The organism is Lentzea flaviverrucosa (assembly GCF_003350445.1).
GTDB lineage: Bacteria > Actinomycetota > Actinomycetes > Mycobacteriales > Pseudonocardiaceae > Lentzea > Lentzea californiensis.
Genome location: NZ_QQAU01000001.1, coordinates 530958 through 556322 on the forward strand (window position 1 = coordinate 530958; position 25365 = coordinate 556322).

General features: G+C 71.0%; 25 protein-coding genes. 2 read left to right on the plus strand and 23 right to left on the minus strand.

The window, feature by feature from the left end; translation table 11 throughout:
• Positions 1–66: 66 nt before the first annotated feature.
• The 4 genes from DFR72_RS02690 to DFR72_RS02705 are packed head-to-tail and all read right to left on the minus strand — an operon-like array spanning position 67 to position 4692.
• Entirely contained in the window at positions 67–1260 is a 1194-nt protein-coding gene (locus tag DFR72_RS02690; protein WP_090064199.1) for a UDP-glucose dehydrogenase family protein, read from the minus strand.
• Positions 1218–2195, minus strand: coding sequence for a glycosyltransferase family 2 protein (locus DFR72_RS02695; protein WP_090064198.1), 978 nt, complete (start codon positions 2193–2195; stop codon positions 1218–1220). Before DFR72_RS02695 ends, DFR72_RS02690 begins: the two co-directional genes overlap by 43 nt.
• Entirely contained in the window at positions 2192–3787 is a 1596-nt protein-coding gene (locus DFR72_RS02700) for a carbamoyltransferase family protein (protein WP_090064197.1), read from the minus strand. Before DFR72_RS02700 ends, DFR72_RS02695 begins: the two co-directional genes overlap by 4 nt.
• Positions 3787–4692 carry a UDP-glucuronic acid decarboxylase family protein gene (locus DFR72_RS02705; protein ID WP_342768628.1) on the minus strand — a complete coding sequence of 302 codons (906 nt, stop codon included), beginning with the start codon at positions 4690–4692 and terminating at the stop codon, positions 3787–3789. The genes DFR72_RS02700 and DFR72_RS02705 overlap by 1 nt, the downstream gene beginning before the upstream one ends.
• A gap of 145 nt (positions 4693–4837) precedes the next feature.
• Here DFR72_RS02705 and DFR72_RS02710 point away from each other — a divergent pair, with 145 nt between their 5' ends.
• A complete protein-coding gene (locus DFR72_RS02710; RefSeq protein WP_090064195.1) occupies positions 4838–5086 on the plus strand; it encodes a hypothetical protein in 249 nt (82 codons plus the stop codon).
• A gap of 160 nt (positions 5087–5246) precedes the next feature.
• On the opposite strand, the gene DFR72_RS02715 is transcribed toward DFR72_RS02710, so the two are convergent.
• The 9 genes from DFR72_RS02715 to DFR72_RS02755 form a co-directional block, all read right to left on the minus strand.
• Entirely contained in the window at positions 5247–5972 is a 726-nt protein-coding gene (locus DFR72_RS02715; protein WP_090064194.1) for a GAF domain-containing protein, read from the minus strand.
• Between the two features lie 44 nt (positions 5973–6016).
• Positions 6017–6727 (minus strand): ANTAR domain-containing protein, encoded by a 711-nt coding sequence (locus DFR72_RS47420; RefSeq protein ID WP_177224512.1) that lies wholly within the window; start codon positions 6725–6727, stop codon positions 6017–6019.
• A 120-nt stretch (positions 6728–6847) separates the two neighbouring features.
• On the minus strand, positions 6848–7528 hold the full coding sequence (locus DFR72_RS02725) for an SDR family oxidoreductase (RefSeq protein ID WP_090064193.1): 681 nt from the start codon (positions 7526–7528) through the stop codon (positions 6848–6850).
• Positions 7528–8808 (minus strand): D-glycero-beta-D-manno-heptose 1-phosphate adenylyltransferase, encoded by a 1281-nt coding sequence (rfaE2, locus tag DFR72_RS02730; protein WP_090064192.1) that lies wholly within the window; start codon positions 8806–8808, stop codon positions 7528–7530. The genes DFR72_RS02725 and rfaE2 overlap by 1 nt, the downstream gene beginning before the upstream one ends.
• Entirely contained in the window at positions 8805–9380 is a 576-nt protein-coding gene (locus DFR72_RS02735) for a D-sedoheptulose-7-phosphate isomerase (protein ID WP_090064191.1), read from the minus strand. Before DFR72_RS02735 ends, rfaE2 begins: the two co-directional genes overlap by 4 nt.
• Before the next feature lie 46 nt (positions 9381–9426).
• Entirely contained in the window at positions 9427–10287 is an 861-nt protein-coding gene (locus DFR72_RS02740) for a glycosyltransferase (RefSeq protein WP_090064190.1), read from the minus strand.
• Entirely contained in the window at positions 10284–11282 is a 999-nt protein-coding gene (locus DFR72_RS02745; RefSeq protein ID WP_090064189.1) for a glycosyltransferase family 9 protein, read from the minus strand. Before DFR72_RS02745 ends, DFR72_RS02740 begins: the two co-directional genes overlap by 4 nt.
• On the minus strand, positions 11279–11794 hold the full coding sequence (locus tag DFR72_RS02750; protein ID WP_090064188.1) for a D-glycero-alpha-D-manno-heptose-1,7-bisphosphate 7-phosphatase: 516 nt from the start codon (positions 11792–11794) through the stop codon (positions 11279–11281). Before DFR72_RS02750 ends, DFR72_RS02745 begins: the two co-directional genes overlap by 4 nt.
• 99 nt (positions 11795–11893) lie before the next feature.
• Positions 11894–12289: a ChaB family protein gene (locus tag DFR72_RS02755; RefSeq protein ID WP_090064187.1), complete on the minus strand. Its 396-nt coding sequence runs from the start codon at positions 12287–12289 to the stop codon at positions 11894–11896.
• A gap of 44 nt (positions 12290–12333) precedes the next feature.
• Here DFR72_RS02755 and DFR72_RS02760 point away from each other — a divergent pair, with 44 nt between their 5' ends.
• Positions 12334–13671 (plus strand): aldehyde dehydrogenase family protein, encoded by a 1338-nt coding sequence (locus DFR72_RS02760; protein WP_090064186.1) that lies wholly within the window; start codon positions 12334–12336, stop codon positions 13669–13671.
• Here DFR72_RS02760 and DFR72_RS02765 read toward each other — a convergent pair.
• The 10 genes from DFR72_RS02765 to DFR72_RS02810 all read right to left on the minus strand — a co-directional run bounded on the left by DFR72_RS02765 (position 13643) and on the right by DFR72_RS02810 (position 24897).
• On the minus strand, positions 13643–14506 hold the full coding sequence (locus DFR72_RS02765; protein WP_090064185.1) for a glycosyltransferase family 9 protein: 864 nt from the start codon (positions 14504–14506) through the stop codon (positions 13643–13645). The two genes, DFR72_RS02760 and DFR72_RS02765, sit on opposite strands and share 29 nt — an antisense overlap.
• Before the next feature lie 52 nt (positions 14507–14558).
• Positions 14559–16385, minus strand: a complete 1827-nt coding sequence (locus tag DFR72_RS02770; RefSeq protein ID WP_090064184.1) for a glycoside hydrolase family 3 protein — start codon at positions 16383–16385, stop codon at positions 14559–14561.
• Positions 16386–16402: 17 nt separating this feature from the next.
• Positions 16403–17983 carry a glucoamylase family protein gene (locus tag DFR72_RS02775; protein ID WP_090064183.1) on the minus strand — a complete coding sequence of 527 codons (1581 nt, stop codon included), beginning with the start codon at positions 17981–17983 and terminating at the stop codon, positions 16403–16405.
• A 20-nt stretch (positions 17984–18003) separates the two neighbouring features.
• Complete coding sequence (locus tag DFR72_RS02780; protein WP_090064182.1) at positions 18004–18831, minus strand: carbohydrate ABC transporter permease; 828 nt, start codon at positions 18829–18831, stop codon at positions 18004–18006.
• Position 18832: 1 nt separating this feature from the next.
• Complete coding sequence (locus DFR72_RS02785) at positions 18833–19729, minus strand: carbohydrate ABC transporter permease (RefSeq protein ID WP_211335271.1); 897 nt, start codon at positions 19727–19729, stop codon at positions 18833–18835.
• Complete coding sequence (locus DFR72_RS02790; protein WP_090064561.1) at positions 19726–21000, minus strand: sugar ABC transporter substrate-binding protein; 1275 nt, start codon at positions 20998–21000, stop codon at positions 19726–19728. Before DFR72_RS02790 ends, DFR72_RS02785 begins: the two co-directional genes overlap by 4 nt.
• Before the next feature lie 38 nt (positions 21001–21038).
• The gene (locus tag DFR72_RS02795; RefSeq protein WP_090064181.1) at positions 21039–22052 is read right to left on the minus strand and encodes a LacI family DNA-binding transcriptional regulator; all 1014 of its coding nucleotides are present in this window, start codon (positions 22050–22052) and stop codon (positions 21039–21041) included.
• Between the two features lie 175 nt (positions 22053–22227).
• Complete coding sequence (locus DFR72_RS02800; protein ID WP_090064180.1) at positions 22228–23208, minus strand: transketolase family protein; 981 nt, start codon at positions 23206–23208, stop codon at positions 22228–22230.
• Positions 23205–24065 (minus strand): transketolase, encoded by an 861-nt coding sequence (locus tag DFR72_RS02805; protein WP_090064179.1) that lies wholly within the window; start codon positions 24063–24065, stop codon positions 23205–23207. The genes DFR72_RS02800 and DFR72_RS02805 overlap by 4 nt, the downstream gene beginning before the upstream one ends.
• Positions 24052–24897, minus strand: a complete 846-nt coding sequence (locus tag DFR72_RS02810) for a nucleotidyltransferase domain-containing protein (protein WP_114773583.1) — start codon at positions 24895–24897, stop codon at positions 24052–24054. The genes DFR72_RS02805 and DFR72_RS02810 overlap by 14 nt, the downstream gene beginning before the upstream one ends.
• Positions 24898–25365: the final 468 nt, after the last annotated feature.

Below are 25365 nucleotides of genomic sequence, written 5' to 3' on the forward strand. Positions count from 1 at the left end.
GAAAACGCTTCGAAACACCTCTCACCGAAGCGCTACCCGGCGTCACCGCGTCCCGTGCGTCCGACGTCAGCGCCGCCCGTCCGGGTGTCCCACGCTGAGCAACCGGAAGCCCGCCTCGCGGACCTTGGCGGCGGGAACGACACCTCGGGTGTCGACGAGCACCGGGGTCGTCATCCGGTCCGCGAGCGCGGGCCAGTCGAGCTCGGCGAACTCCGGCCACTCGGTGAGCACGACCAGCACGTCGCGGCCGTCCGCCAGCTCCTCCGGCGTGCCGACGACGGTGATGCCGTCGACGTCGTGCCTGATCGCCGGGTCGTAGGCGCTGACCTCGCCGTCCAGCAGCCGCGCTATCGCGAGCGCCGGCGAGTCGCGCAGGTCGTTGGTGCCGGCCTTGAACGTGAGTCCGAGCAACCCGATCCGGTCGCCCTCGATCATCTGCGCGATGCGGCGGACCTGGTGGTCGTTCGTGTCGACGGCGGCACGCACGGTCGCGAACTCGACGTTCTGGGCGCTTGCGGTGCTGAGCAGCGCACGGGTGTCCTTGGGCAGGCAGGAGCCGCCCCAGCCTGGACCGGGCCGCAGGAACGCGGCGCCGATGCGCTCGTCCAGGCGCATGCCCTCGGTGACGCCGTCGATGTCCGCGCCGACGTGCTCGCACAGTTCGGCGAGGGTGTTGACGAAGGACAGCTTCACCGCGAGGAAGCTGTTGCAGGCGTACTTGACCAGCTCGGCCGTGGTGTTGTCGGTGAGCACGACCGGCACGTCGCCGTAGAGCGCGGCGACCCGTCTCGCCGCGTCCTGGTCGGCCGAACCGACCACGACCCGTTGCGGACGCAGGAAGTCCTCGACCGCGTGGCCCTCCCGCAGGAACTCCGGGTTCGACACCGCCGGCTGGTGCGCGATGCCCCGCGCGGTGCCGACGGGAACCGTCGACTTCAGCACCAGCACGGTGTTCTCCGGCACTTGTGCGACGACGTCGTGCACGGCCGTGAGATCGGCTTCACCGTGCTCGCCCGACGGCGTGGGAACGCACACGAACAAGAAGTCCACATCACGCGGAAACACCGTGGTGAACTCGATGTCGTGCTGTTCCAGCAGCTCCGCGAGTCCCGGTTCGACCAGGTCGACCTCGTTGCGCCGCAACCGTTCGACCTTGGCCTCGTCCACGTCCGCGCAGACGACGTCGTGACCGAGGTGCGCCAGGCAGGCCGCCGTGGTCAGGCCGACGTACCCGGCGCCGACGACACCGATTCGATGCACGTTCGCCCTCCCGACATGTCTCGTGCCTCGGCCTGCTCGTTCTGGGTCACCCGCACCTGGAGCTCGCCGCGGACTCGGTGCACGCAGGCGGCGGGCGGGATGACCGCACTCGTCACGATCATCCGCACGACCTCCGGCGCCGTACGCGGTCCCGGGGCGATGCGCTGCACCGCGAACCGCGTGGTCATGGCGGCCCACCCGAGTGCCGCGACGGCCGCGGCGCGCCTCTCACCCAGAAGTCCACAGAGGACGGAGGCGACGGCGAGGCCGGTGGTGAGCGCGTGTTCGCGCAACCTGCCGCGATGACCGCCGATCTTCTCCCGCCATCGAGGACCGTGCACCTTGCGCATCAACGCGTCGTCTGCGTTCCCGCGCTGCTGCTTGACACTGGTGAAGAAACCGGTGCGCCGCACGGGGTGGGTGGTGACCCGGTCGCCGAGCACGACGCGGTACTCGAGTTCGATCACCCGCAACGCGAGGTCGGCGTCCTCCCGGTAGGTCCTGGGGAAACGCTCGTCGAACCCGCCCGTCTCCAGCAGCACGGACCTCCGGTAGGCCATGTCCGCGGTGATCCACTTGGCGCCGGCGAGACCGGAGGTGTTGCGTTCCCAGTCGGTGGGCCTGCGGTCCGGCGGCAGCGGCACCTCGATGCGCGCCTGGCTGGCCGCCACGTCGTCGCCTGCCGCCGCGAGGTCCTCGACGAGCCGTCGTTTCCAGTCCGGTGGCGGCAGCACGTCGTCGTCGAGGAAGACCACCCACTCGCTGGTGGCCCGCCGCCAGCCGGAGTTGCGCGCGGCCGCCGGTCCGCGGCCGAACCGGTCGTACACCACGATGATCTCGTCCGGCGGCGGTCCTTCGCCGTGCCGGATCGCGTTCATCACGACGTCGAGGCTCTCGCGGCCGACCGTGGGGATGACGACGGTGTAGCCGGTCATCGCCGCACCACGAACGGGCCGATCGCGAGCAGGTCGATGGGCGAGGAACCGAAGCACTCCAGTGCGTCCCGCGGGGAGTCGACCATGGGCCGCCCTGCCGTGTTGAGGCTGGTGTTGACCACGACCGGCACACCGGTGCGGCGGTCGAACTCCTCCAGCACCCGTTCCAGCAACGGGTCGTCCGCCACGGTCTGCGCACGGGCGGTGCCGTCCACGTGCACCACGGCCGGGATGCGGTCCCTCCACTCAGGACGGACGTCGTGCACGAAGAGCATGTAGGGACTGGGAACCGGTCCGCGCTCGAACAACTCGTGCGCCCGGCTCTGCAGCACCATCGGCGCGATCGGCCGGAACTGCTCACGGCCCTTCACGTCGTTCATCCGTTCCAGGTTCGCCGCGTGACAGGGGTTGGCGAGCAGCGACCGGCGGCCCAGCGCGCGTGGCCCGTACTCCGACCGCCCCTGGAACCAGGCGATGATCTCGTCGTCCGCCAGCGCCCGCGCCACCACCGCGGCCAGGTCGGTCGGCTTCTCGTACACGACCTTCGCCGTCTTCAGGACCTGCTCGACCTCGTCGTCGCTCCAGCTCCGGCCGAGGTCCGCGCCGGGCATCGGCGCCAGCGGCTCCCCCGACGCCACGTGCAGCGCGGCCCCGAGAGCGGTGCCCGAGTCGCCGGCCGCGGGCTGCACCCACACCTCGTCGAACGGTCCCTCGGCGAAGATCCGCGTGTTCGCGACGCAGTTCAGCGCCACCCCGCCCGCCATGGCGAGCCTGCGTTCCCCCGTCTGCTCGTGCAGCCACGTGGTGAGCTCCAGCAGCACCTCCTCCAGCCTGCGCTGCACGCTGGCGGCGAGTTCGGCGTGTTCCCGCAGCAGTTCGCCGTCCGGCGCCTTGGCCAGGGTGTTCCACTCGATCGGCACGATCTGGAAGCCGCCGTCGCCGGTGGTCGTGATGTGCTCGCGCATGAGGTCCAGGTGCACCGGTTCCGCGTGCGAGGCGAGTGCCATGACCTTGTACTCGTCGCTGGACCGCAGGAAACCGAGGTGCTCGGTCAGGTCCTCGTAGAGCAGGCCGAGCGAGTGCGGCAGCCGTTGCTCGGCGAGCCTGACCAGCTGCTGGTCGTCGTACCGCCCGGCCAGGTAGGAGCCGCACTCGCCGCGCCCGTCCGCCACCAGCACGGCGCAGTTCCCGCCGAACGGTGCCGCGAGCCCGGTCGAGGCGGCGTGCGCGGCGTGGTGCGGCACGAACCGCACGATGTCCGGGTCCAGGCCGGGCAACGCGGTGGCCAGGAACTGCGGGGCCCGCCGGGCGTAGGTGGTGCGCAGTTCCTCCCACGGCGCGGTGCCGTCCTCCGCGAGGGCCGGGTCGTAGGAGTACGCGACGGCGTCGAGGTCGGCCGGCGTGAGCCCGGCCTCCTCCAGGCACCACCTCGCCGCCATCTCCGGCAGCTCCCAGGCCGAGAACGGCACCGGCCGCTTGCCGTGCTTGCGCCGGGAGAACCGTTCCTCCTCGGCGGCCGCGACCGTGTGCCCGTCGATCACGAGGGCGGCCGCGGGGTCGTGAAAAATCGCGTTGATGCCCAGAACCCGCATCACGTCTCCCTCGCCATGAGTCGTAGTCCTCGTTCCAGCGGGATCTCGGGCTCCCAGCCGAGCAGCTCCCGCGCTCTGGTGACGTCCGGCCTGCGCCGCCGGGGGTCGTCGGTCATCGCGCCGACGTGCACGATCTCGGAGTCGCTGCCGGTCACCTCGATGACCTGCTTGGCGACCTCCAGCACCGTGACCTCCTCGGGGTTGCCGAGGTTGACGGGACCGGCCTCGCCGCTGTCCGCCATGGCCAGCACGCCGCGCACGAGGTCGGACACGTGGCAAAGCGACCGCGTCTGCGTGCCGTCACCGTGCACGGTCAGCGGTTCGTTCTTGCGCGCCTGAGCGAAGAACGTGGGCAACATGCGGCCGTCACCCGGCTTCATCCGCGGCCCGTAGGTGTTGAAGATCCTGACCACGCCGACGTCGAGCCCGTGCTCCCGCCGGTACGCGAACGCGAGCGCCTCGCCGAACCGCTTGGCCTCGTCGTACACGCTGCGCGGCCCGATCGGGTTGACGTTGCCCCAGTAGGTCTCCCGCTGCGGGTGCTCCAGCGGATCGCCGTACACCTCGCTGGTGGAGGCGAAGACCACCCGTGCGCCGAGCCGTCTGGCCTCCTCCAGCACGTGGTGGGTGCCGAACCCGCCGGTCTCGAGCGTGCCGACCGGTGACGCGAGATAGGCCGGCGGCGACGCGGGGCACGCGAAGTGCAGCACCAGCTCGCTGGGCGGCAACCGGAGCGGTTCGCGCACGTCGGCGTGCATGAGCTCGACGGCGGGCGGCACGTTCGCGGGTTCTCCCGTGCTGAAGTCGTCCACGCAGGTCACCCGCATGCCCCGCTCCACCAGGGCGTCGCACAGGTGCGAGCCGAGAAAGCCCGCTCCTCCGGTCACCACAGCGCGCTCTGCCATGGACATGAGCTACCCGGCGAAACGCTCCCTACACCGCTCCCGGAGAAGTAGGGGACTCGCTGATCTTCGCTTCACCGCAACGAATCTTGGTGCCGCGAGCCGCAGGGTCGCCATTCCCCGTGATGATGAGGAGGAGGCTGGGGACATGACCTCCTCCAGCCGCGGTTCCGGCGATGCCTCCGCGGCACAGCACCTCGTCGAAGCGATCACGAGGCGAGCGGCGCTGCACGAAGCCATCGGCGTCGTGCAGGCCTGGAGCGGCGACCAGGACGACGTGCTGGGGCGGTTCTGCGACCGGCGCACCGAAGCCGAACGCGAGGCGGAGGTCGAGCGGGTCAACGCGGTCGTGGACGCCGCGGCCGAGCGGCGCACCGACCCCGACTGGGACGACTAGGGCGTGTCCCGTAAGCCTCGTCCGCGACAGTCGCGGCCGAGGGCCCCGGAGGCGGCACCGCCGCAACACCCGAATACGCCCGGTATGAGGGCGTCGTGGCGGCACCGCCTCCGGGTCTCTCGACAAGTGACTCTCATCGAACGGACTTACGGGACACGCCCTAGGACGCCGCCAACTCAGCGACTTCGAGGTTTCCGCTGGTGAGGAGGCGGGACACGTCTCGGACCGGGCTCCCCAGCGTGGCTGCGTAACCGAAGATGAGGCGGCGGGCCTCGTCCGTGCCGATGTCGAGAGCCCCGGCGACCATGCCTATGGCGTGCGCGAGCATCACGCGGTCGTTGAGCGTCGTCAGCGTCTGCTCGGCCAGCCGTTGCGTGCGCGCGGGGTCGTCGTCCTGCGACAGGCCCAGCACCGCCAGATCGCCCAGCACCTGCCCGAGTCGTTGCTGCCACTCCTCCCACGGGGTGACGGCCGTGTAGAACACGTTGAGGCCGCCGACCGCGCCCCCGGCCAGACGCATCGGCACGGCGTGCACCGCGCGGAACCCGGCACCGAGCGCGGCACGGGTGAACGCCGGCCAACGGCCATGCTCGTCTTCCAGGTCCGGGCAGGCGATCGTCGTGTCGTGACGCACGCAATCCACGCACGGGCCTTCGTCGATCCGGCTCTGCAGCAGTTCCAGGAACCGGGCCTGCTCGTCGGAGGCCGACACCACGCTCAGCCCGCCCCGCGGATCGGCCATCAGCACCCCGGTCGAGGACGCCGACAGCAGGTTCTCGCACGCGGCGGTGACCAGGCGCAGGACCGACTCAGCGTCATGCCTGCCGACCAGACTCGCCGTGAGTTCGCTCAACGTGACGGCGATCTGTTCTTGGGGACCGGGCACTCCCGCAGCATACGACCCACCACCTCGCGGTGCTCGCGACACGGTCAGTCCGCCAGCCTGTCCAGCGGGATGCGCAGCTCCAGCAGATCACGCGCCACGTCCAGTACAGACCGGCCCGACGAGAACGCGTGCGCGCGCAACCGGGCGAACGCGTCCTCAAGGCTGATCTTCAACTTCGCGGCCAGCATCCCGGTCGCCATGTTGACGTCCTGGTACGACAGCGTCATCCGCAACTGGTCGTCCTCGTCCGCGGAGTCGTTCTGCTCGAGCAACGCGCAGGTCGCCACGTCGGCCAGGATCGCCGCGTCGGCGACCACCGCCGCGGTCAGGCCACCGGGACGGCGGCGGTACAGGTCGAGCGTGCCGAGCCTGATGCCGCCGACCTGCAGCGGGAACGCGAACATCGCCGCCAGGCCCTGCGCCGCGGCCGCCGCGTCGAAACCCGGCCACCGCACACCGTCCGAGCCGAGGTCCGCCACCAGCACCGGCGCGGCGTCCCGGAACGCCACCACGCCCGGCCCCTCACCCAGCGTGTACTGGATCTCCTCCAGCCGGGCCGCCCACTCGTCGCTCGCGCCGACCATCTCCTCAGCGCGCGCACTGCCGCGCAACGTCAGCGCCGCGGCATCCACACCGGGCAGGACGTGCAGGCACGCGGCGCACAACGCCTGCGCCAGACCCGTGCGCCCGGAAGCCTCGGAGGTGAACTCCTCCACCGCCCGCTTGAGCCGTTCCCGACGCTGCCCGTCCAACACCTGTCCTCTAACCCAGCGGTCGCGCGGTCAGCCCCACCCGATCCGACTCCAGGGTACGAACCTAGACCGGATCGCGGCTCGTCCGCACCACGGAACGGCTGAGCGGGGGCCGCACCCGGCCTACGGCCAGGACGGTTCCTCCGCGTGGGCCACGACGAGTTCGCGCACCTCACACCCCGCCGGCTGGCTCAGCGCGAACATGATCGCGGCCGCCACCCGGTCCGGCGGGTTCAGCTTCGCCGTGTCCGACGGCTTGTACTGCTCGTCGCGGTCGTCGAAGAAGTGGGTGCGCATCCCGCCGGGCACGACCAGTGTCACGCCGGTCCGGCCCGCCGTCTCGGCCGCCAGCGCCCTGGTGAAGCCGACGACGCCGAACTTCGACGCGCAGTACGCCGTGGCGTCGCTGACCGCACGCACCCCGAGGGTGGACGCGATGGTCACCACCCGGCCGTTCTCCAGGTGCGGCAGCGCGGCGCGCACGACCGCGACCGTGCCGAACAGGTTCACCCGCACGACGTGTTCCCACTCCGCCGTCGGCACCTCGTCGAGGCGTCCGCACCTGTCCACGCCCGCGGCGGTCACCACGGCGCTCAGGTCGCCGTTGCGGGAGACCAGGGCTCGCACGGCCCGTTCGGCGGCGACGGTGTCCGACAGGTCGACCGACTCGAAGTCGGCCACGTGCGGTGCCGACGGCGCCGCCTTGTCCAGCACGAGGGGCCGTCCGCCCGCCTCGTGCACGGCGTCGACCACCGCCGCACCCAGTCCGGACGCACCTCCGGTCACCAGCACAGCACCCAGCATCAAGCCCTCCTCGACAGGATCTCGGTCGTCGAACGGCCGCGGTGGTACGGCACGACGACCGTCCGGCCGCCCCAGTGCCGCACCACAGCCGTCTCCGGCAACAGCTCGGCGGTGTAGTCACCGCCCTTCACCCACACGTCCGGACGCAGGTCGCGCAGCACGCGTTCCGGTGTGTCCTCGGGGAACACCACCACCTCGTCCACGCAGCCCAGCGCGCGCAGCACCTCCACGCGGTCGGCCTGCCGGTTCACCGGGCGCTCCGGCCCTTTCAGCCTGCTCACCGACGCGTCGGAGTTGAGGCACACCACGAGGCAGTCGCCGAGCTCCCGTGCCGCCCGCAGCATGCGGACATGACCGGCGTGGAGCACGTCGAAGCACCCGCCCGCAGCCACCACGACACCGCCACGAGCCCGCACTGCGTCCACTGTGGACATCGTGGCACCGGCCATTCCCGAGACACCGCCATCAGCCAGGAACCGTGCGGCCGAGAGAACGGCGTCCGCCACGGCCTCGTCAGGTGTGGCGCCCGCGGCCAGTCGCACCGCCGCCGTCACCGCGAACCTGTCCCCCGCACCGCAGGGGTCGAGCACGGACACCTTCGACGCGGGCACCGCGACGGGCGTCCCTCCACAGTGGAGCAACGCACCACCGGAGCCCTTCGTCACCACCACCGCACGCGCACGCCACCGCGACAACAGCTCCTCCGCCGCCTCGAACGGGTCGGCGTGGCCGCTGAACGCCGTGGCCTCGGCGAGGTTCGGCGTGACCAGCCGGGCGCCGGGCACCGGCGCGGGACCGCGGGGGTGCGGGTCCCACACCACGGGGACGCGGGTGAGCACCGACCTCAGCCGTTCGTCGCGGAGAAGTCCGCGGCCGTAGTCGGACGCCAGCACGAAGTCTGCGGACAGCACCGCGTCGAGCATGTCGTCGGTGGCCTTGGGCTCCGCAGGACCGCCACCGCGGTCCATGCGCGCCAACGAGGTTCCTCCGCAGCGCAGACGCGTCTTCACCGACGTGGGTGCGGCGGAGGGCCCGAACACCCCGGGCACGTCCAGCAGTGAACGGATCCGGTGCCCGTCCTCGTCGTCGGCCAGCGCGCTGACCAGCGTCACGTCCACGCCGTCGCGCGACGCCATCGTCGCCGCGAGCGCGGCACCTCCCGGCCTGGCCCGTTCGGCGGACACGTCGAGGACGGGAGCGGGCGCGTCCGGGCACAGCCGCTCGGCCGTGCCCTCCACGTCGACGTCCAGCAGCGAGTCGCCGACGACCACCAGCCTCATGAGACCCTCCGCAGGGTCGCGGGCAGGGCGGCCTCGAAGGCCTCGCACAGGGCGTGGACCGCGACGAGCTGCGCCTCCTGCACGTGACACGGGTCGCCGGGCAGGTCCAGGACCTCGTCCGCCAGCTCGGCGAGCGGGTTCGGCGCCGGGCCGGTGAACGCCCAGACCTGCGCTCCCACCTTGCCGGCCGCGCGGGCGGCCTCCAGCAGGTTCGCGCTGCGGCCGCTGGTCGACAACAGCACGACGATGTCCCGCGGCCGTGCGTGCGCCGCGATCTGCCGGGCGAAGACCTGGTCGTAGCCGTAGTCGTTGGCGATCGCGGTGACGCTCGACGTCTCGGAGCACAACGCCAGCGCCGAGAACGGCGCGCGGTCGTGCCGGTACCGGCCGACGAGCTCGGCGGTCAGGTGCTGGGCCTCGGCGGCGGACCCGCCGTTGCCCGCGGCGAGCAACCTGCCGCCTTCGGTGAGCCTGCCGGCGAGCGCGGCACCCCAGCGGGTGAGCCGCGGCGCGTGGGCCCGCAGGGCGGTCAGCGTGCCGGCCAGTCCGTTCAGGTGCTTCTCGACGCTCATGGCGCCACCGCCAGCGGGCTGGCATGCCCGAAGACCATCGCGAGCCTCATCCGGCCACCTCCTCCACCACGTCGTCCCAGCTCCGCAGGAACGCATCGAGTCCGTACCGGGCCAACGCGAACTCGCGCGCCCTCTTCCCCTTTTCGTGCGCGAGCGCGGGATCAGCGATCAGCTCCCGCGTCGCGCGCACCAGTTCCTCCACGTTCGTCGAGACCGTGCCGGCCTGCTCGGGCACCGCGCGCACGACCTCGGTGCACGCGAGCGCCACGACCGGCATGCCGATGTGCATCGCCTCGATGAGCGACAACCCCAGCGAGGTCCAGCGCACCGGGTGGACGTACACGCGCCGGCGAGCCAGTTCCCGGTGCAGCGAAACGAGGTCGTGGTCGCCGAGACCGCCGATCGGCTCGGTGTTCATGCCGAACACGTCGACCGGGTCGAACCGCGGCAGCAGGTCGGTGCCGACGATCCGGCCGCGCCGGACGGGGTCGTTGACGACCGCCGCCGCGCGGGCGAGCTCTCCGGTGTAGAGCGGGCCTGGATCGGCGACGCCGTGCTCGACGACGACCGTCCGGGTGGACCCGCAGTCCCACATCAGGTCGTTGAAGTGCGTGACGTGCACCAGGATCCCGTCCCAGTCCGCCATCGGGTGCTTCTGCCCCGGCGCACCGGGCGTGTTGTGTTCCAGGTACACCACCGGGATTCCGCGCGGTGCCCGGTCGAGCTCCTCCGGTCGTTGCACCACCGCGATGTCGGCGTCCACTTCGGACAGAGAGGTCTCGGCCGCACGCCAGGGACGTCCGGCGAGGCCGATGCCGTCGGGAGGGCCGACGACCAAGTAGTCGTGGTCGCCCTGGACGAAGGAGTTCGTCCAGGAACCGTGCACGTGCCAGAGCAGGATCCTCATCGGGTCACCTCCGCGACGGCCGCGACGACCTCGGCGGGTTCCACGAGGTCCAGACACGGGTGGCCAGGTATCGGACACTCACGGGCACGGCTGTCGCGGCACGGCGCGTGCTGGTCGCCGAGCAGGACATGCCTTCCGTGCGGTGCCCATCGGGCGGCGGGCACGACGGGAGCGAACAACGAGACGACCGGCGTGCCGACCGCGGCAGCGAGGTGAGCCGGACCGGTGTTGCCGACGACGACCGCCTCGGCACCGGCCAGCACGCCGCTCAGCTCGCGGAAGGTGGTGCGCCCGCCCAGATCGGTCCCGCACGCGCCGGCGACGTGCCCGGTCAGGCCGGTCTCCGCCGGTCCGCCGGTCACGACCACGCGATGCCCTGCCGCGTTCAACGCGACCACGGCCTTCGCCCACCGGTCGGGCGACCAGGTGCGGGCGGGCGCCGTCGCACCTGGGTGCACCACCACGTAGGGGTGGCGCAGTTCCTCGTGCACCAGTTCGGCTCCGGGCGGGCCGAGCACGGCGAGCCCGCCGTCGTCGCCCGGCGGCAGCTCGAACCCGGCGGCGCGCGCGACCTGCAACGCACGTTCGGCCTCGGGCACGTCCGGGTCACCGGTCAGCCGCACGTCCAGCAGCGAACCGGGGTAGTCGGTCGAGCGCGCCACGACCTCCGGCACCCCGGCGAGCCGCAGCAGCAGGGCCAGCGGCAACGGGCTCTGGTGGAACGAAGTCAGCACCAGCGCCACGTCGGCCCGGATGCCGTGCACCAGTGCGACCACGGCCTCGATGTCGATCGGCCGGACCGCGGGCGCCGGGTGGACGATCCACGGGCACTCCCATTCGATGATCCGGTCCACGCCGGGCAGCAGTTCGGCCGCCCGCACTCCCCCGGGCCCGCACAGCAGCACGACCTCACCGGACGCGGCCGCCGCGCGGATCGCCGGCCCCGCGAGCAGCACGTCGCCGTCACTGTCCAGCCGCGCCACCAACGTCCTCACAGGATCATCTCCATCGCGGCACGCAGGTCCGCGGCGGTGCGCGGTGCGCGTTCGACCTCGTCCGGCCGGGTCACGCCGGTGGGGACCAGCACGGACGTCGCACCCGCGTTGCGCGCGGCCACCACGTCGGCCTCGATGTCTCCCACCACCACCGTGCGTTCCGGCCTCACGCCGAGCGCCTCGCAGGCCCTGAGCACCAGACCAGGGGCGGGTTTGCGGCACGCGCAGCCGTCATCCGGGTGGTGCGGGCAGATCTGCCACGTGCCGAACGGCCCGAGCAGCTCCTCGACGCGGGCGTTGACCGCGCGCACCTGGTCTTCGGTCAGCAGTCCCCTGCCGATTCCGGACTGGTTGCTCACCACTCCGGTGCGCAGACCGCGTGCGCGCAGGTCCCTGACCGCTTCGCGAGCGCCGGGCATCAGCTCCACACGAGCCGGGTCGCCGTTGTACGGCACATCACGGACGAGCGTGCCGTCGCGGTCGAAGAGCACCGCCTCGATGGTCCGATCCATAGAGGAGACTTAGCCGAGAAAAACGGCTTGAAACGCTGTGGGGAGAAGCGATTCCCGACACGCCGAGTCAGAGCCCGTCGCCCGCGGTGACAAGGGTCTTCACGACCGGGCGGCCGCCGTCGCCCGGTCGTTCGCCTTGCCGATCGCCTCGACCAGCTCGTCCTTGCTCATCCGGGACCGGCCGCCGATCTTCAGCCGCTTCGCGATGTCGTAGAGGTGTTCCTTGCTCGCGTTCGCGTCCACCCCACCGGCGGTCTCGCCCTGCTCCGGCGTGCTCCTGGCCGCCTGGGGATCGGACGGTCCCTTCTCGTCCTTCGCTTCCCAGTGGTCGCCGACCTTCTCGAACGAGTGCTTCAACGCGGAGAACGCCGTGCGGTGTGCACGTTCACCCTCTCCGTACGTCTCCACGGCCGAGTCGTGGGCCGCGATCCAGGTCCGCTGCGCCTTCTTCGACGAGCGCGCCAGGGTGCTGGGGAGTTCCTCTCGTCCGGGCATGCTTCCTCCATGTTTCGACCGGGACGTCCGGGTACCCGAACCGCATGACCGCCACCCACGCCATCGACGTCCACAGCCCACTCGACGGTCAGCTGGTCGGCTGGCTCCCGGCCGCCTCCGAGACCGAGACGGCCACGGCGGTGGCGGCCGCCAGGAAAGCGCAGACCGCCTGGGCCGCCACGTCCGCGGCCGAACGCGGTGCGGCGGTGAAGGCGGCCGCTGCGGACCTCCGGTTGCGGGCCGGTGACCTGGCGACCGTGGTGCAGACCGAGACGGGCAGGCCGTTCGCGTCGGCACGGGAAGGTGTGCTCGCGGGGGTGTCCACGCTGGAGCAGTACGCCGAGCTCGGCCCGGTCCACCGCGGACGGTCGCTGCTCGGTTCCGCCGTGGACTTCATGATCCCGGAACCGCGCGGTGTCGTAGTGGCGCTCACGCCGTGGAACGACCCTGTTGCCGTCGCGTGCGGACTGCTCGGTGCGGCACTGGTCACGGGGAACGCCGTGCTGCACAAGCCGAGCGAACGCTGCCCGCACACCGGCATGCTGCTCGACACGGTGCTGCGGCCCCACTTCCCGGAGGACGTGCTGCGGACGTTGATCGGAGACGGAGCGACGGGCGCGCAGCTCGTGCGTGAGAACGTCGACCTCGTCGCCCACGTCGGCAGCACCAGGACGGGCCGGGACATCGCGCAGGCGTCGCGGGCGAAGTTGTTGCTGGAGAACGGGGGCAACGACCCGCTGCTCGTCGACGCGGACGTCGATCCGGAGTGGGCGGCCGAGCAGGCGGCGCTCGGGGCCTTCACCAACGCGGGCCAGCTCTGCACGTCCGTGGAACGGATCTACGTGCACGAGGCCGTCGCCGAGGCGTTCGTCACCGCGCTGTGCGCTCGCGCGAAGGAATGGACGGCCGGCGCACAACCGTTGGTGGACAACAGGCATCGCGAGTTCGTGCACGCCCAGGTCGCCGAAGCGCTCGAAGCCGGCGCGCGGGCGCTGACCGGCGGCGAGGTCCCGGCTGGACCGGGTGCGTTCTACCCGGCCACCGTGCTCACCGGCTGCACGCCGGACATGCGGATCATGCGCGAGGAGACGTTCGGCCCGGTGGCGCCGATCTGCGTGGTGCCGTCGTTCGACGAAGGCCTGCGCGAGGCGTGTTCCGGCGAGTACGGCCTGGCGGCGACGGTGCTGACCCGGTCGATGGAGCACTCGCAGAAGGCCTGGCGTGCGCTCCCGGTCGGGACGGTGAAGGTGAACGCGGTGTTCGGTGGTGCTCCCGGTGGCGCGGCTCAGCCTCGTGGCGCGTCCGGCACGGGGTTCGGCTACGGGCCCGAACTGCTCGACGAGATGACCACCGTCAAGGTCGTGCACCTCGGCCTGCCGTGACCAGCCGGAAGTCCCTCACCGCGGCCAGGACCTCGTCCACCGTGATCCGCAGCAGACCGGGGTCCGGCTCGGAGGCGAGCGTGTCACCCGTTCCGCCGTGCCACAGCACGTGGTGCGGCCCGGACCGCGGGCCCCACAGGCTCGGTGACATCGGGCCGAACAGCAGGACGGACGGCGTGCCGTAGGCGGTCGCGACGTGCGCCACCCCGGTGTCGCCGCAGATCACGAGTCCGGCCGTGGCTACGAGGTCGAGCAGCTGGGCGAGGCTCCCGCACACGGGTTCGGGCACGACCCGGCGAGCCGCTTCCAGTTCGGGCGGGCTGGCCGTCACCACGACGTCGTGGCCGTCCAGTTCCCCGACCACCGCCGCGAACCGCTCCACCGGCCACCGGCGCGCACCGTGGCTCGCCCCTGGGTGGACCACGATCCGTTCGGTTCGCGGTCCGGTCGCGGGCAGCCGCAGATCATCGGCGTCGCATGGGATTCCGTGCTGTTCCAGCAGATCGCACCACCTCAGCACCTCGTGCCGATCCTCCGGCCACCCATCGTGGGTGATCAGCTGCCGGGGCCGCGTGGCCATCAGCCGCTCGACGCTCTGCGGTCCGCGTCCGTGCAGGTTGACGGCGAGATCAGGGCTGTCGTACTCGATGTGCGTGAGGCCGTCGGTCGGCAGCAGCCGGTCGACCGCGTCGATCCTCGCCACCGCGCCGGCCAGCCAGGCGGGCGCGGCGAGCGTGATCTCGGCACCGGGGTACGCGCGGCGCAGCCCGCGCAGTGCGGGCACCGCGGTGAGCAGGTCGCCCAGTCCGAGTGCCCGCAACACCAGGATTCGCATCGATGTACCTCCCGGCGACGCATACCCGCCGCGCGCCGGGATACACCTGCGCCTACAACCCGTGCCCGAACGGGAAGAGCGGGTCCTCGTAACCCGCGACGTCCTCGGGGTGCCGCCGCACCTGTTCCATGGAACGCGGCAGGTCGAACGGCAGCCTGCCCTCCGGCGGGACGACCCCCGACAGCGCGTCGGCCAGGGCCTCGTCGGTGGTGCCGTAGCTGACCAACAGCGTCGACGCGACCTGCAGCAACGGTGTCAGCACCGCGGCGCGGTCCAGCGTCACGTCCACGACCAGCGGGCAGGCCGCAGAGATCCGGGCCAGGCGCGCGCCGAGGCCCGGCGGGAACTCCAGCGAACCCTGGTGGAACCACGATTCCAGGAACAGGTCCGACCGCGGCTCGAACGGGGCCATCAGCCGCACCAGCGCGACGTCCGCCTCTTCCGGTGTGGCGACCACGGTTCCCAGCCGTGCGGCGACCTCGGGCGAGACGTTCTCCACGTAGAGCTTCAGGCCGGGCCTCAGCGGCAACCGTGCCGCGTCCTCCCCCGCCTGCAGGACGGTGACCGACCGAGCCTGCGCGGCGTGGCCCTCGTCGCGGAAGTCCTGCCGGCCCACGATCTCCGCCGCGCGGTCCTCGTCCACGAACGGGTCGTCGAAAAGACCCAGGCGGAACTTCACGCTGAGCAGCCTGCGCGCCGACTCGTCGATGCGGGCCTCGCTCACGCGTCCCTGCGCCACCAGTTCCAGCAGCACCTCGACGCATTCCTCACCGCCGAACTGGTCGGCACCCGCCTCGAGGATCAGCTCCATCCGGCCGTGCGCGTCGAGGTGTTCGACGCCCCAGGCGCGGGCGGGGAGAACCTTGTCCCCCACGTGGTTGTCCATGACGAGTTCCCAGTCGGTGAGCACCACGCCGTCGAAGCCGAGGCCCTCGCGCAGCATCCCGGTGACCACCTGGCGGTTGTAGCCGAACCCGACCTCCGCGATCGCCTCGCCGTCCACCTCCAGGCCGATCGGCATGCCGTAGTACGGCATCACGGCCGCGGTGCCCGCCTCGACGACGGCGCGGAAGGGGGCTAGATGGTCGGCGAACCGGCCACCGGGGTAGACCTGCTCGCGCCCGTACGGGAAGTGCGCGTCCTCGCCGTCCTTCTGCGGGCCTCCGCCGGGGAAGTGCTTGCTGGTGCAGGCGACCGACTCCGGACCCAGTGACGGGCCCTGGAAACCGCGCACGTACGCCACGGCCAGGTCCGCCGTCAGGGCGCTGTCCTGGCCGAACGTGCCGGCCTGCCGGGCCCAGCGCGGTTCGGTGGCCAGGTCGATCGCCGGGTGCAGGGCGCAGCGGATGCCGGCCGCGACGTACTCCTGCCGCGCGATGTCGGCGAACCGTTGCACCAGGGCCGGGTCGCGCAGCGCGGCGAGTCCCAGCGACTCGGGCCACTGGGAGAACGCCTTGGCGCTGAACGACACCCCGGCGTTCTCGATGAACGCGTGCCGCGGGTCGGTGGAGATCGTGACCGGGATGCCGTGCGGTGTGCTCTCGGCGATGAGCTGGAGGTTGTTGTACCAGCGTGCCGCCATCCGTGCGTCGTGCAGCGCGTGCACGTTGAAGTGCGACAGGTGTTTCTGCGTCACCACCACGCTCGTCGGCGACTTGCTGATGTCGCCGGGGGCCTCCTTCACCGTGCCGTCCGCGCCCGCCTCGATGACGGTGTGGAACAGCAGGCCCGCCTTCTCCTCCAGCGAGAGACGGCCCAGCAGGTCCTCGACCCGTTCGGCCACGGGCAGCCGCGGGTCCTCGAAGGGGTCCATGACGCCGTTGCCGTTGAGGTCGCGGTACCCGACACCGTCCTCGGAGATCAGCCGAACCGGCCGCATGCCATTACCTCCACCACTCATCGAACTCGGCTCGCGCCGAACTCCTCGACACCGATCACCGGGCGCAGTGCGCGTTCCACCGCCGGTGTCGAGAACGCCCTGCGGATCACGTCGCGGCACAGCACGTTCCCGATCGCGCCCATGACCATCGCCTGGTCCAGCGAGAGGTAGCGGCGCGCGATGGTGCCCGACCGCACGGCGACCGCGTCGAAGAACCCGCCCGTCCCGTAGGCGCGAAGGTCCTCCTGGATCTTCACCAGGTTCGTGTACGCCTCGTCGCGTTCGTGCATCATCGCCAGGAACGCCGCGTGCGGGGTGACGACGCCGTCGCCGAAGACCGGTGTGGGCGCGGTGGCCGGGCGGCACGTGCCGAAGCCCGCGTCGTAGTTCGTCATCTCCTGGTCGGAGAAGTAGCCGCTGGCGGGGTTCCCCGGCTCGCCGCCGGGTCCCATGCCGAGCGCGTCGACGCCGTACTCGCGGTACCCGCCGGCCGGGTTGCTGGACGGGCTGAAGCCCCAGAACCCGTACTTCGCCTCGAGCAGCCCGTGTTCGCGTTGCGCGCGGACGTGCAGCGGGTGGTTGCGGCCCCACGACCGCGGCGCCCACCTCGCCTCGGGCACGAACACGTCGGGCATGAGCTCCTCGAACATCGAGCCGCCCCAGCCCGGCACGATCCGCATGCCGCGGTAGGTGTAGGCGCCCTCGAAGACGTCGATGCCGTAGTAGTTCCGGTTCTCCCCCACCGGCTGCATCTCGTGCCACGACCAGTCGCACGAGGCCGGCAGGGTCCGCCACATCGCGAAGTACTGCTTCGGCGGGATCTGGCCCGTGATGATGCCGAGGTAGCTGGTGATGCGCGTCTCGGACACCGTGGTGTCGTAGTGGTGCGTGGTCAGCCACACGGGGTCGCCGCCGATGTGCGTGCCCTGGTACACCCCGCCCGGCCGGTCGTGGTCGAACGGGAAGAACCCGCCGTGGATGAGTCCACCCGGCCGCACGGGGTGCGCGGGGTCGTCGCCGGGGTTGTAGAAGGCGTCCCACCGCATCCGGGCGAAGATCCGCCGCGCCAGGCCTGCCGCGGCGCGGTCGGACTCCGCCACGACCAGCAGTGCCGCGCCGAGCCAGCCGTTGTCCACGCTGGAGCAGAACGGGTGAACCGTCGCACCGGTGCCGGGCCAGGCGCGCAACGCCTTCCCATTCGCTTCGTCGTACCAGTTGAAGTACATGCCGCTCGCGGTGTGGTGCTCCATCCGTTCCACTGTGGACAGCGTGCGGACGAGCCGGGCGGACGCCTCCCCCTGCGTGATGAAGCCGAGCTCGCGGGCCACGACCGTCGACCACAGGTAGCCGCCGACGTTCGTCGGCGAGGTGTAGCCCGAGCGGTCGGCCGGGGCGAGCGACTCGGGGATGTTGTCGGCGGGCAGGCCCGTGCTCGCCGGGGTCATGGCGACGAGGCTGCGCCAGGTGTCGCGGGCCCAGCCCCGGATCCGGACGGGGTCGGCGTGCCTGGGCGCGGCGACGGCCGAGGCGGGAACGGCGAGTGCGGCCGCGCTCGCGGCGAGCAGGGTTCGGCGGCTGATCCTGGCTGGCGATGTCATGTGAGTCCCCTTCGGACTTCTCACTTGATGCCGGTGGTCGCGATGCCTTCGATGAAGCGCCGCTGGAAGACGAGGAACACGAGCAGGACCGGGACGACGACGATCGTGGCCCCGGCGAGCAGCAGGCCGTACTGGATCGAGTTCTGGCCGGTCGAGTAGAGGGCGAGCGCGACCGGGAGCGTGTACTCGCTCTCCTGCTGCGCCACCACCAGCGGCCACAGGAAGTTGTTCCAGCTGCCCAGGAACGTGAGGATGCCGAGCGTGGCGAGCGCCGGGCCGCACAGCGGCAGGATGATCCCGGCGAAGATGCGCACCTCGCCGGCGCCGTCCACCCGTCCGGCGTCGAGCAGTTCCTTCGGCAGGCCCACGATGTACTGGCGCATCAGGAAGACGCCGAACGGCGAGACGAGGAACGGCAGGATCAGCGCGGGCAGCGAGTTCGCGAGGCCCGCGTTGACGACGAGGACGTACAGCGGCACGAACGTGACGACGCCGGGGATCATCAGGGTGGCCATGACCACCACGAAGAGCGCCCGCTTGCCCCGGAACTCCAGCATCGCCAGTGCGTAGCCGACCATCGAGCAGAAGATCAGGTTGCCGGCGGTCACCAGCACGGCCACGATCGCCGAGTTGAGGAAGTACGTCCCGAACTGCAGGCGGGCGAACAGCTGCGTGTAGTTGTCCAGCGAGGCGGCCTCGGGCAGCCACGTCGGCGGGTTGGCCCGGATCTCGCCCTCGCCCTTGAAGCTGCCGAGGACCATCCAGGCGAACGGCGAGACGACGGCGACGAACGCGACCGTGAGCGGAACGTAGATCCACCAACGATTCCTCGTGCGGCTTGCGGTCATGTCATCCCCTCTCGCGCAACAGCCGGAACTGCAGGAACGTGACGACCGCGATGACGACGAAGATCAGGTAGCTCATGGCGGAGGCGTAGCCGTAGTTGCCGAACCCGAACTGCCGGTAGGTGTACATCGACGCGGAGATCGTCGAGTTGAGCGGGCCACCGTTGGTCATGACGTACGGCTCCTCGAAGAACTGCAGGTAGCCGATCGCCGTCGTCACCGAGACGAACAGCAGCGTCGGGCGCAGCAACGGCAGCGTGATGTAGCGGAACCGCCGCACCGGACCGGCGCCGTCGATGGACGCCGCCTCGTGCAGCGACGGCGGAACGGCCTGCAGCCCGGCCAGGAAGATGATCATCGCGGTGCCGAAGTTGCGCCACGCGGCCATGAGGATCAGCGCGGGCATCGACCAGTCCGGGTCGCCGAGCCAGTTCGGGCCCGTGACACCGACCCAGCCGAGCACGGTGTTGATCAGCCCGAACTCGTCCTGCAGCAGGAACCTCCACACCACGGCGACCGCGACGATCGAGGTGATCACCGGGGTGTAGAAGCCCAGCCGGAAGAACGCGCGGAACCGCGTGATCCCCTTGTCCAGCACCACCGCCGCGGTGAGCGCGATGACCAGCGTCAGCGGCACGCCGACCAGCACGAAGTACGCGGTGTTCGCCGCCGCCGTGCGGAACAGCGGGTCGGCGAACGCCTTGACGTAGTTCTCCAGCCCGACGAACTCCACCGCGAACGGCGAGCGCAGGTCCCGGTTCCGGGTGTCGGTGAAGCTCATGAAGAGCGACTGGAGCACCGGCCACGCCGTGAAGATCCCGAACAGCAGGCAGAACGGGAGGACGAGGAACCACGCCGCCCGTTCCACTCCACGGCGGCGCACCGCGACGGGCGAGCTCACTTGCCGGTACCGATGGAGTCCGCGGCGGACTGGGCGGCCTTGAGCGCACCGGCCGCGTCGGCGCCCGAACGAGCCACCTTCTCGACCTCCGTGTCGAGCGCGGTGATCGCCTGTTCCCACGTGGCGAAGGTCGGCGGCGACTGCGCCGTGTCGAGCTGCCTGCCGAACGTCGCGAGCTTGGTGTCGGCGGTGAGTGCCGGGTCCTGCCAGGCGCTCTTGACCGACGGCAGGTCGGTCGACCGCTGGTACCACTTCACCTGCGTCTGCGGGTTCGCCAGCCACTGCACGAACTTCCAGGCGGAGTCGCGGTTCTTCGTCTCCTTGAACACGACGAAGTCCGAGCCGCCGACGAAGCTCGACGAGGTCTTCTTCGTCGGCATCGGCATGACGTCGTACTTGTCCTTGAAGCCCTCGCCGCCGACCTTCTCGACCGCGGACATCATCCACGGGCCGGAGATGAACATCGGCACGCGCCCGCTGGCGAAGTCCGGCTCGGTCGTGGGCTGCGCGGGCGCCTCCTTGTCCGCGATGCCCTCGGCGAAGAACGAGCCGTAGTACTCCAGCGCCTCCCGCATCTCCGGGCTGTCGAAGTTGTAGGCGCCGCCGCCGTCCTTGGTCAGCGAGGCGCCGTTCGACCACGCGAAGGGCAGCAACGACTGCCATGAACCGGTGCCCCCGGGCTGCAGTCCGATGCCCCACTTGGCGCCGGCCTTGGCCTGCATGGCCTTCGCCATCTCCTTCAGGCCCGGCCAGTCCTTCGGCGGCGTTTCGTACCCGGCGGTCTTGGCGAGGTCCTTGCGGTAGTAGAGGAGCCTCGTCTCGACGTACCAGGGAATCCCGTAGGACGTCCCGTCCACTTCGGTCGTTCGTTGGGCGCCGTCGAAGAACGAGCCCTTGTCGATCGAGGACGGCGTCGGGTCGAGTGCGCCCATGCCCGCGAACTCGCCCATCCACGTCGACCCCACCATGGCCGCGTCGGGCACCTGGCCCGCGGCGATGGCCGAGGTGAACTTGTTGTGGGCGGCGTCCCACGGGATCGCGGTCACCTGGACGTCGACGCCGGGATTGGCCTTCTCGAACTCCTCCGCGAGCGCCGGGAGCTTCTCCCCCTCCGCGCCCATGGCCCAGACGGTGATCGTGCCGGTAGCGGGCCCCTGTGCGACGTCGGTGCCCGCCTGGCCACCGGCCGGGTCGTCACCGCGCCCACAGGCGGCGAGGACCAGCACCAGGGCTGACACCCCCGCGAGCGTCTTGGAAGTCCTGCGCGCCATTGCTTCTCGCTTCCTCTCGGCCTTCGTCTTCGGAGTGATCAGGCGCAGCCGCACGAGGAGCGCACGACGAGCTGCGTCGGCAGCGTCTGCGCGTCCTCCCGCGGCGGCTCACCGCTCACGAGTTCGTGCAGGCGGCTCGCGGCCAGCGCACCCAGTTCGTGCACGGGCTGACGCACGGTCGTGAGCCCGGGCCGCACGTACCGCGACGTCATGACGTCGTCCCAGCCGACCACCGCGATGTCGCCCGGCACGTCCCTGCCCGCGTCCTGCAGCGCCGTCATGATCGACAGCGCGAGCTCGTCGTTGGCGCACATGAGGGCGTCCGCCTCGTGCTCCCCCGCGAGCAACCGCCGTGCGAACGCGGCACCGTCGGCCTCGCTCAGCGCGACCCGGACCGGTTCCGCCGCGTCGAGCCCGCGGTCCCGGTGCGCGGCGACGAAACCGGCGTGCCGGTTGCGGACGTCGGGCCCGCTGTCCGGGTCACCGACGAACAGCACCCGCCGCCGGCCGTGGTCCAGCACGTGCCCGGCCAGTTCCCTCGCGCTGCCGAGGTTCTCCGCGGCGACCGCCTCGATGCCGTCGTGCGGCTCGCCCGCGATGACGACGACCGGCTTCTTGGCGCGCAGCATCCGCACCACGTCGGCCGGGATCGCCGCCGATCCGAACACGGCGATGGCGTCGACCCTGGTCGCGAGCTGCCGCACCGCCGCGACCAGGTCGGTACGGCTGCCGGTGAGGACGAGCACGACGGACTGGTCGAGCTCGGCGGCGCGTGCCTCGAAACCCATGAGCAGCTCGGCGTAGTACGGCCCGGACAGCTCCGGCAGCACGAGCCCGTGCGCCTCGTGGTGCCGTACCGCGAGGCTGCGTGCGGCGCCGAGCGGCGTGTAGCCGAGCTCGTCCACGGCGGTGAGCACCTTCTGCCGGGTGGCCTCGGCGACGACCGCCGCGCCCTGCAGCACCCGCGACACGGTGGCGATGCTGACGCCGGCGTGCTCGGCGACCGAGTAGATCGTCGCTCCCGGCTTGGCCTCGGGTGCTGGCTTTCCCATCTGCGCTGCTCGCCGCCCTGTTCGTCACCGACTGGTTGATGTAAGCGCTTACATGTCACTCTGTGTAATGTAAGCGCTTACATTCTGGTGTTTCGGCAAATATAGGCACGAGCGGGCGGAGGACACAAGGGCCGGCCGCTGCGGCCGCCCTGCCGTGGCTCGAAGAACGTGCAGGTCAGAGCGTGCTTGAACGTGGCGGATTTCTGTCGAGCAGCTCGCGGGCCAGTGCGGCGAGTGGGTCGGTGCCGATGCCGTAGTGCGCCAGGACGTCCAGTTGCGGGCCGTTGACGATGGGCTCGTCCGGGATGCCGAGCGCTCGGAACCGCACCGGGATCCCCTCGGTCATGAGCGCCGCCGCACACGCCTCGCCGAGGCCTCCGTGGACGCTGTGCTCCTCCGTGACGACCAGCCCGCGAACACGCCGCGCGACGTCGAACAACGTCGCGGTGTCGAGCGGTCGCACCATCGGCATGCTGACGACCGTCGTCTCGACTCCGTCGAGCGCCAGCGCCGTCGCCGCGCCGAGGGCGATGCCCACCGTCTCGCCGGTCGCGATGATGCCGAGGTCGGCCCCGGTCCGCAGGCGGGTGGCACGGTCGACCGCCACGGGTTCGGACGCGGACCCGTGCACGCACCGCAAGGCCCGCTTCCCGAGCCGGACGTACAGGGGGCCGTCGACGGCCGCCGCCAGCCGGATGGCCGCCTCCGCCTCGCAGTTGTCGGCGGGCGCCACGACGGGGATGCCGGGGGTGGCGCGCAGTGCCGCGAAGTCAGCGATGGAGTGGTGCGAGGCACCGAGCGCGCCGTAGCTGATCCCCGCGCTGATCCCGATCAGCCGCACGGAGTTGCCGCTGTAGCCCACGTCGACCTTGATCTGTTCGAGCGCCCTGGCCGTCAAGAAGCAGGCGGGCGAGACCACGAACGGCTTCATCCCGCACGACGCGAGCCCGGCGGCCACGCCGACCAGGTTCTGCTCGGCGATCCCGAGCTCCACCACCCGGTCAGGGAACTCCAGGGCGAACGGCCCGAGCCTGCCCGAGACGCGCGAGTCCGCCGTGAGCACCCGGATGGCCGGGTCGGACCGCGCGAGGTCGCGCAGTGTCGCGTCGAGCACCTCGAGGTTCGCGAGCCCCGGCCCCGCGGTGGGCCGGCTCATGCCCGCCCCCTCAGTTCCGCGATGCGGTTCTCGACGTCCCGGCGCGCGATGGCGTACTCCTCGTCGTCCGGCACCCTGTGGTGCCAGCGGATGTCGTGCTCCATGTAGGAGATGCCGCTGCCCTTGACGGTGTCCGCCAGCACCACCGTCGGGCGGCCGGGCACCGCGGGCGCCGAGGACAGGGTGCGCTCGATCTGGACGAGGTCGTGCCCGTCGATCTCGTGCACCGTCCAGCCGAAGGCGGCGAACTTCTGCGCCAGCGGCTCGGAGTTCATGATCTCCGCGGTCGGACCCGCGATCTGGTGGCGGTTGCGGTCGACGATCGCCACCAGGTTGCCGAGGCCGTGGTGGGCAGCGGACATCGCTGCCTCCCACACCGACCCCTCCGCGAGCTCGCCGTCCCCCAGCAGCACGAACACGCGGTAGCCGAACCCGTTCTGCCGTCCCGCGATCGCCATGCCGACACCGATGGACAACCCGTGCCCCAGCGCCCCCGTGGACTGCTCGATCCCCGGCACGGAACTGGTCGCGTGGCCGACCAGCTTCGTGCCGAACCTCAGGTAGGTGCCCAGCAGGGCGCGGTCGAGCAACCCCGCTCCCGCGAGGACCACGTACAGCGCCTCCACCGCGTGACCCTTGCTCTGCACGTACCTGTCCCGCTCCGGGTGCCGCAAAGTCTCCGGCGAGATGCGCAACACCCGTTCGTACAACACCGTCAGAACGTCCACACAGGACAGACTGCCCGCCGTGTGCCCACCGCCCGCCGAACGGATCAGGTCGAGGACGTCCAACCGGTACCGCGCGGCCCGGACCGCGAGCCCGACATCGGCCCGCACGTCGTCGTCACCGGTGGTCATGGCGGAGCACGTCGTCGTGCAGCGCCCGCAACTGCTCCAGAGCCGACCCCAGACCCTGCGGCGAGTGCGTCAGCGCCGCCAGCGCGTTCTCGACCCTCTCGGCAAATCCCGCGGGCGCCGCCGCGAACCCGTCCGCCATGGCCACCGAACCCTTCTCGTTCGTCAGATACCGGCGTTCGGCGGCGAAGACGACCTGCGTGAGACACGAGACCGTCCGGAACGCGCAGCCCGTCACGTACGCGACGTCACCGCGCTCGGCCGCGGACTTCGCGGTGGACAACGAGAAGCCCGACTCCCAGCCGAACCTCTCGATCACCGCCGCCCGCAACCGCTCCGGGTACGGGTCGACCAGTGAGCGCAACCCGGCCAGCATGCCCTCCGGGTCGTGGAACGGCACGTTCTGGAACACCTCGCCCGCGTAGATCGCGGTGCAGAACCCGTGCGGATGACCGATCTGGTAGTGGATGTCGATCCGCCCGGCAGCACAGTCTTCGAGCACCTGACGGGTCTTGGCGACGTCGCGCAGCAGGACGTCGACCTTCGTGTCCGCCATCCGCAGCCACACACCGCCGTTGATCCACGGCCCCCACTCGCCGTACCGGCCGAAGCCGTCCACGGCGCCTCGGTCGTCCAGTTCCGCCATCGCGCTCAGCAGGGTGTCGAAGTCGACTCGGTCGGCCGGGTCGTAGTACAGGCCCACGTCGATGTCCGAGTTCGGGCTGGCGGTGCCTCTGGCGCGGGATCCGCCCAGTGCCAGGCCGATTGTTCCCGGTATCCCTGCGAGACCTTCGCGGATCCGGTCCAGGACGGGCCGCAGGTCAGCGTTGTCCATGCACACCCCCAGGTTGCATACAGGACGAGGCTACCGGATCGCGCCACTGCGCATTCGAGTCCATTGTGGATTGTGAGGCGCTTCGGGTTGCCGTCCGGTGCGGCGGGGGTTTCGGTAGCCGCTGAACTGCGCGGCTACCTGGACGGCCTCTGCCGGCCGCTTTGATCGAGTCGAAGCTCCGAGGGAGCCGGAACAGATGAACGCACCGTGGACCTCGGCCCTGGGCCAAGTCCTCAAGGACTTCTACCGGCTGGCCGCCTGTCCCGGCGAGGTCGCTCGAATCTTCATCTACGTCGAGAGCCACCGCTTGCGCCATTACACGGCCGGCATCGCGCGACGCCACGGAGTCGGCCTGGACACCGGCACCCTGCTGCTCGCCGTCTACCGGGTCGACCCGTTCATCCACCCGCAGAGTCCTGAGCCGGTCTGTGGGTCGTGGCGTCCACCGGTTGACAAGGCACTGAACGA

Coding starts and splice junctions, on each gene's coding strand:
- DFR72_RS02695 (WP_090064198.1), bottom strand. CDS start 2,195: ATGACCGGCTACACCGTCGTCATCCCCACGGTCGGCCGCGAGAGCCTC.
- DFR72_RS02700 (WP_090064197.1), bottom strand. CDS start 3,787: ATGCGGGTTCTGGGCATCAACGCGATTTTTCACGACCCCGCGGCCGCC.
- DFR72_RS02705 (WP_342768628.1), bottom strand. CDS start 4,692: ATGGCAGAGCGCGCTGTGGTGACCGGAGGAGCGGGCTTTCTCGGCTCG.
- DFR72_RS02710 (WP_090064195.1), top strand. CDS start 4,838: ATGACCTCCTCCAGCCGCGGTTCCGGCGATGCCTCCGCGGCACAGCAC.
- DFR72_RS02725 (WP_090064193.1), bottom strand. CDS start 7,528: ATGCTGGGTGCTGTGCTGGTGACCGGAGGTGCGTCCGGACTGGGTGCG.
- rfaE2 (WP_090064192.1), bottom strand. CDS start 8,808: ATGAGGCTGGTGGTCGTCGGCGACTCGCTGCTGGACGTCGACGTGGAG.
- DFR72_RS02735 (WP_090064191.1), bottom strand. CDS start 9,380: ATGAGCGTCGAGAAGCACCTGAACGGACTGGCCGGCACGCTGACCGCC.
- DFR72_RS02740 (WP_090064190.1), bottom strand. CDS start 10,287: ATGAGGATCCTGCTCTGGCACGTGCACGGTTCCTGGACGAACTCCTTC.
- DFR72_RS02750 (WP_090064188.1), bottom strand. CDS start 11,794: ATGGATCGGACCATCGAGGCGGTGCTCTTCGACCGCGACGGCACGCTC.
- DFR72_RS02755 (WP_090064187.1), bottom strand. CDS start 12,289: ATGCCCGGACGAGAGGAACTCCCCAGCACCCTGGCGCGCTCGTCGAAG.
- DFR72_RS02760 (WP_090064186.1), top strand. CDS start 12,334: ATGACCGCCACCCACGCCATCGACGTCCACAGCCCACTCGACGGTCAG.
- DFR72_RS02765 (WP_090064185.1), bottom strand. CDS start 14,506: ATGCGAATCCTGGTGTTGCGGGCACTCGGACTGGGCGACCTGCTCACC.
- DFR72_RS02770 (WP_090064184.1), bottom strand. CDS start 16,385: ATGCGGCCGGTTCGGCTGATCTCCGAGGACGGTGTCGGGTACCGCGAC.
- DFR72_RS02775 (WP_090064183.1), bottom strand. CDS start 17,983: ATGACATCGCCAGCCAGGATCAGCCGCCGAACCCTGCTCGCCGCGAGC.
- DFR72_RS02780 (WP_090064182.1), bottom strand. CDS start 18,831: ATGACCGCAAGCCGCACGAGGAATCGTTGGTGGATCTACGTTCCGCTC.
- DFR72_RS02790 (WP_090064561.1), bottom strand. CDS start 21,000: ATGGCGCGCAGGACTTCCAAGACGCTCGCGGGGGTGTCAGCCCTGGTG.
- DFR72_RS02795 (WP_090064181.1), bottom strand. CDS start 22,052: ATGGGAAAGCCAGCACCCGAGGCCAAGCCGGGAGCGACGATCTACTCG.
- DFR72_RS02800 (WP_090064180.1), bottom strand. CDS start 23,208: ATGAGCCGGCCCACCGCGGGGCCGGGGCTCGCGAACCTCGAGGTGCTC.
- DFR72_RS02805 (WP_090064179.1), bottom strand. CDS start 24,065: ATGACCACCGGTGACGACGACGTGCGGGCCGATGTCGGGCTCGCGGTC.
- DFR72_RS02810 (WP_114773583.1), bottom strand. CDS start 24,897: ATGGACAACGCTGACCTGCGGCCCGTCCTGGACCGGATCCGCGAAGGT.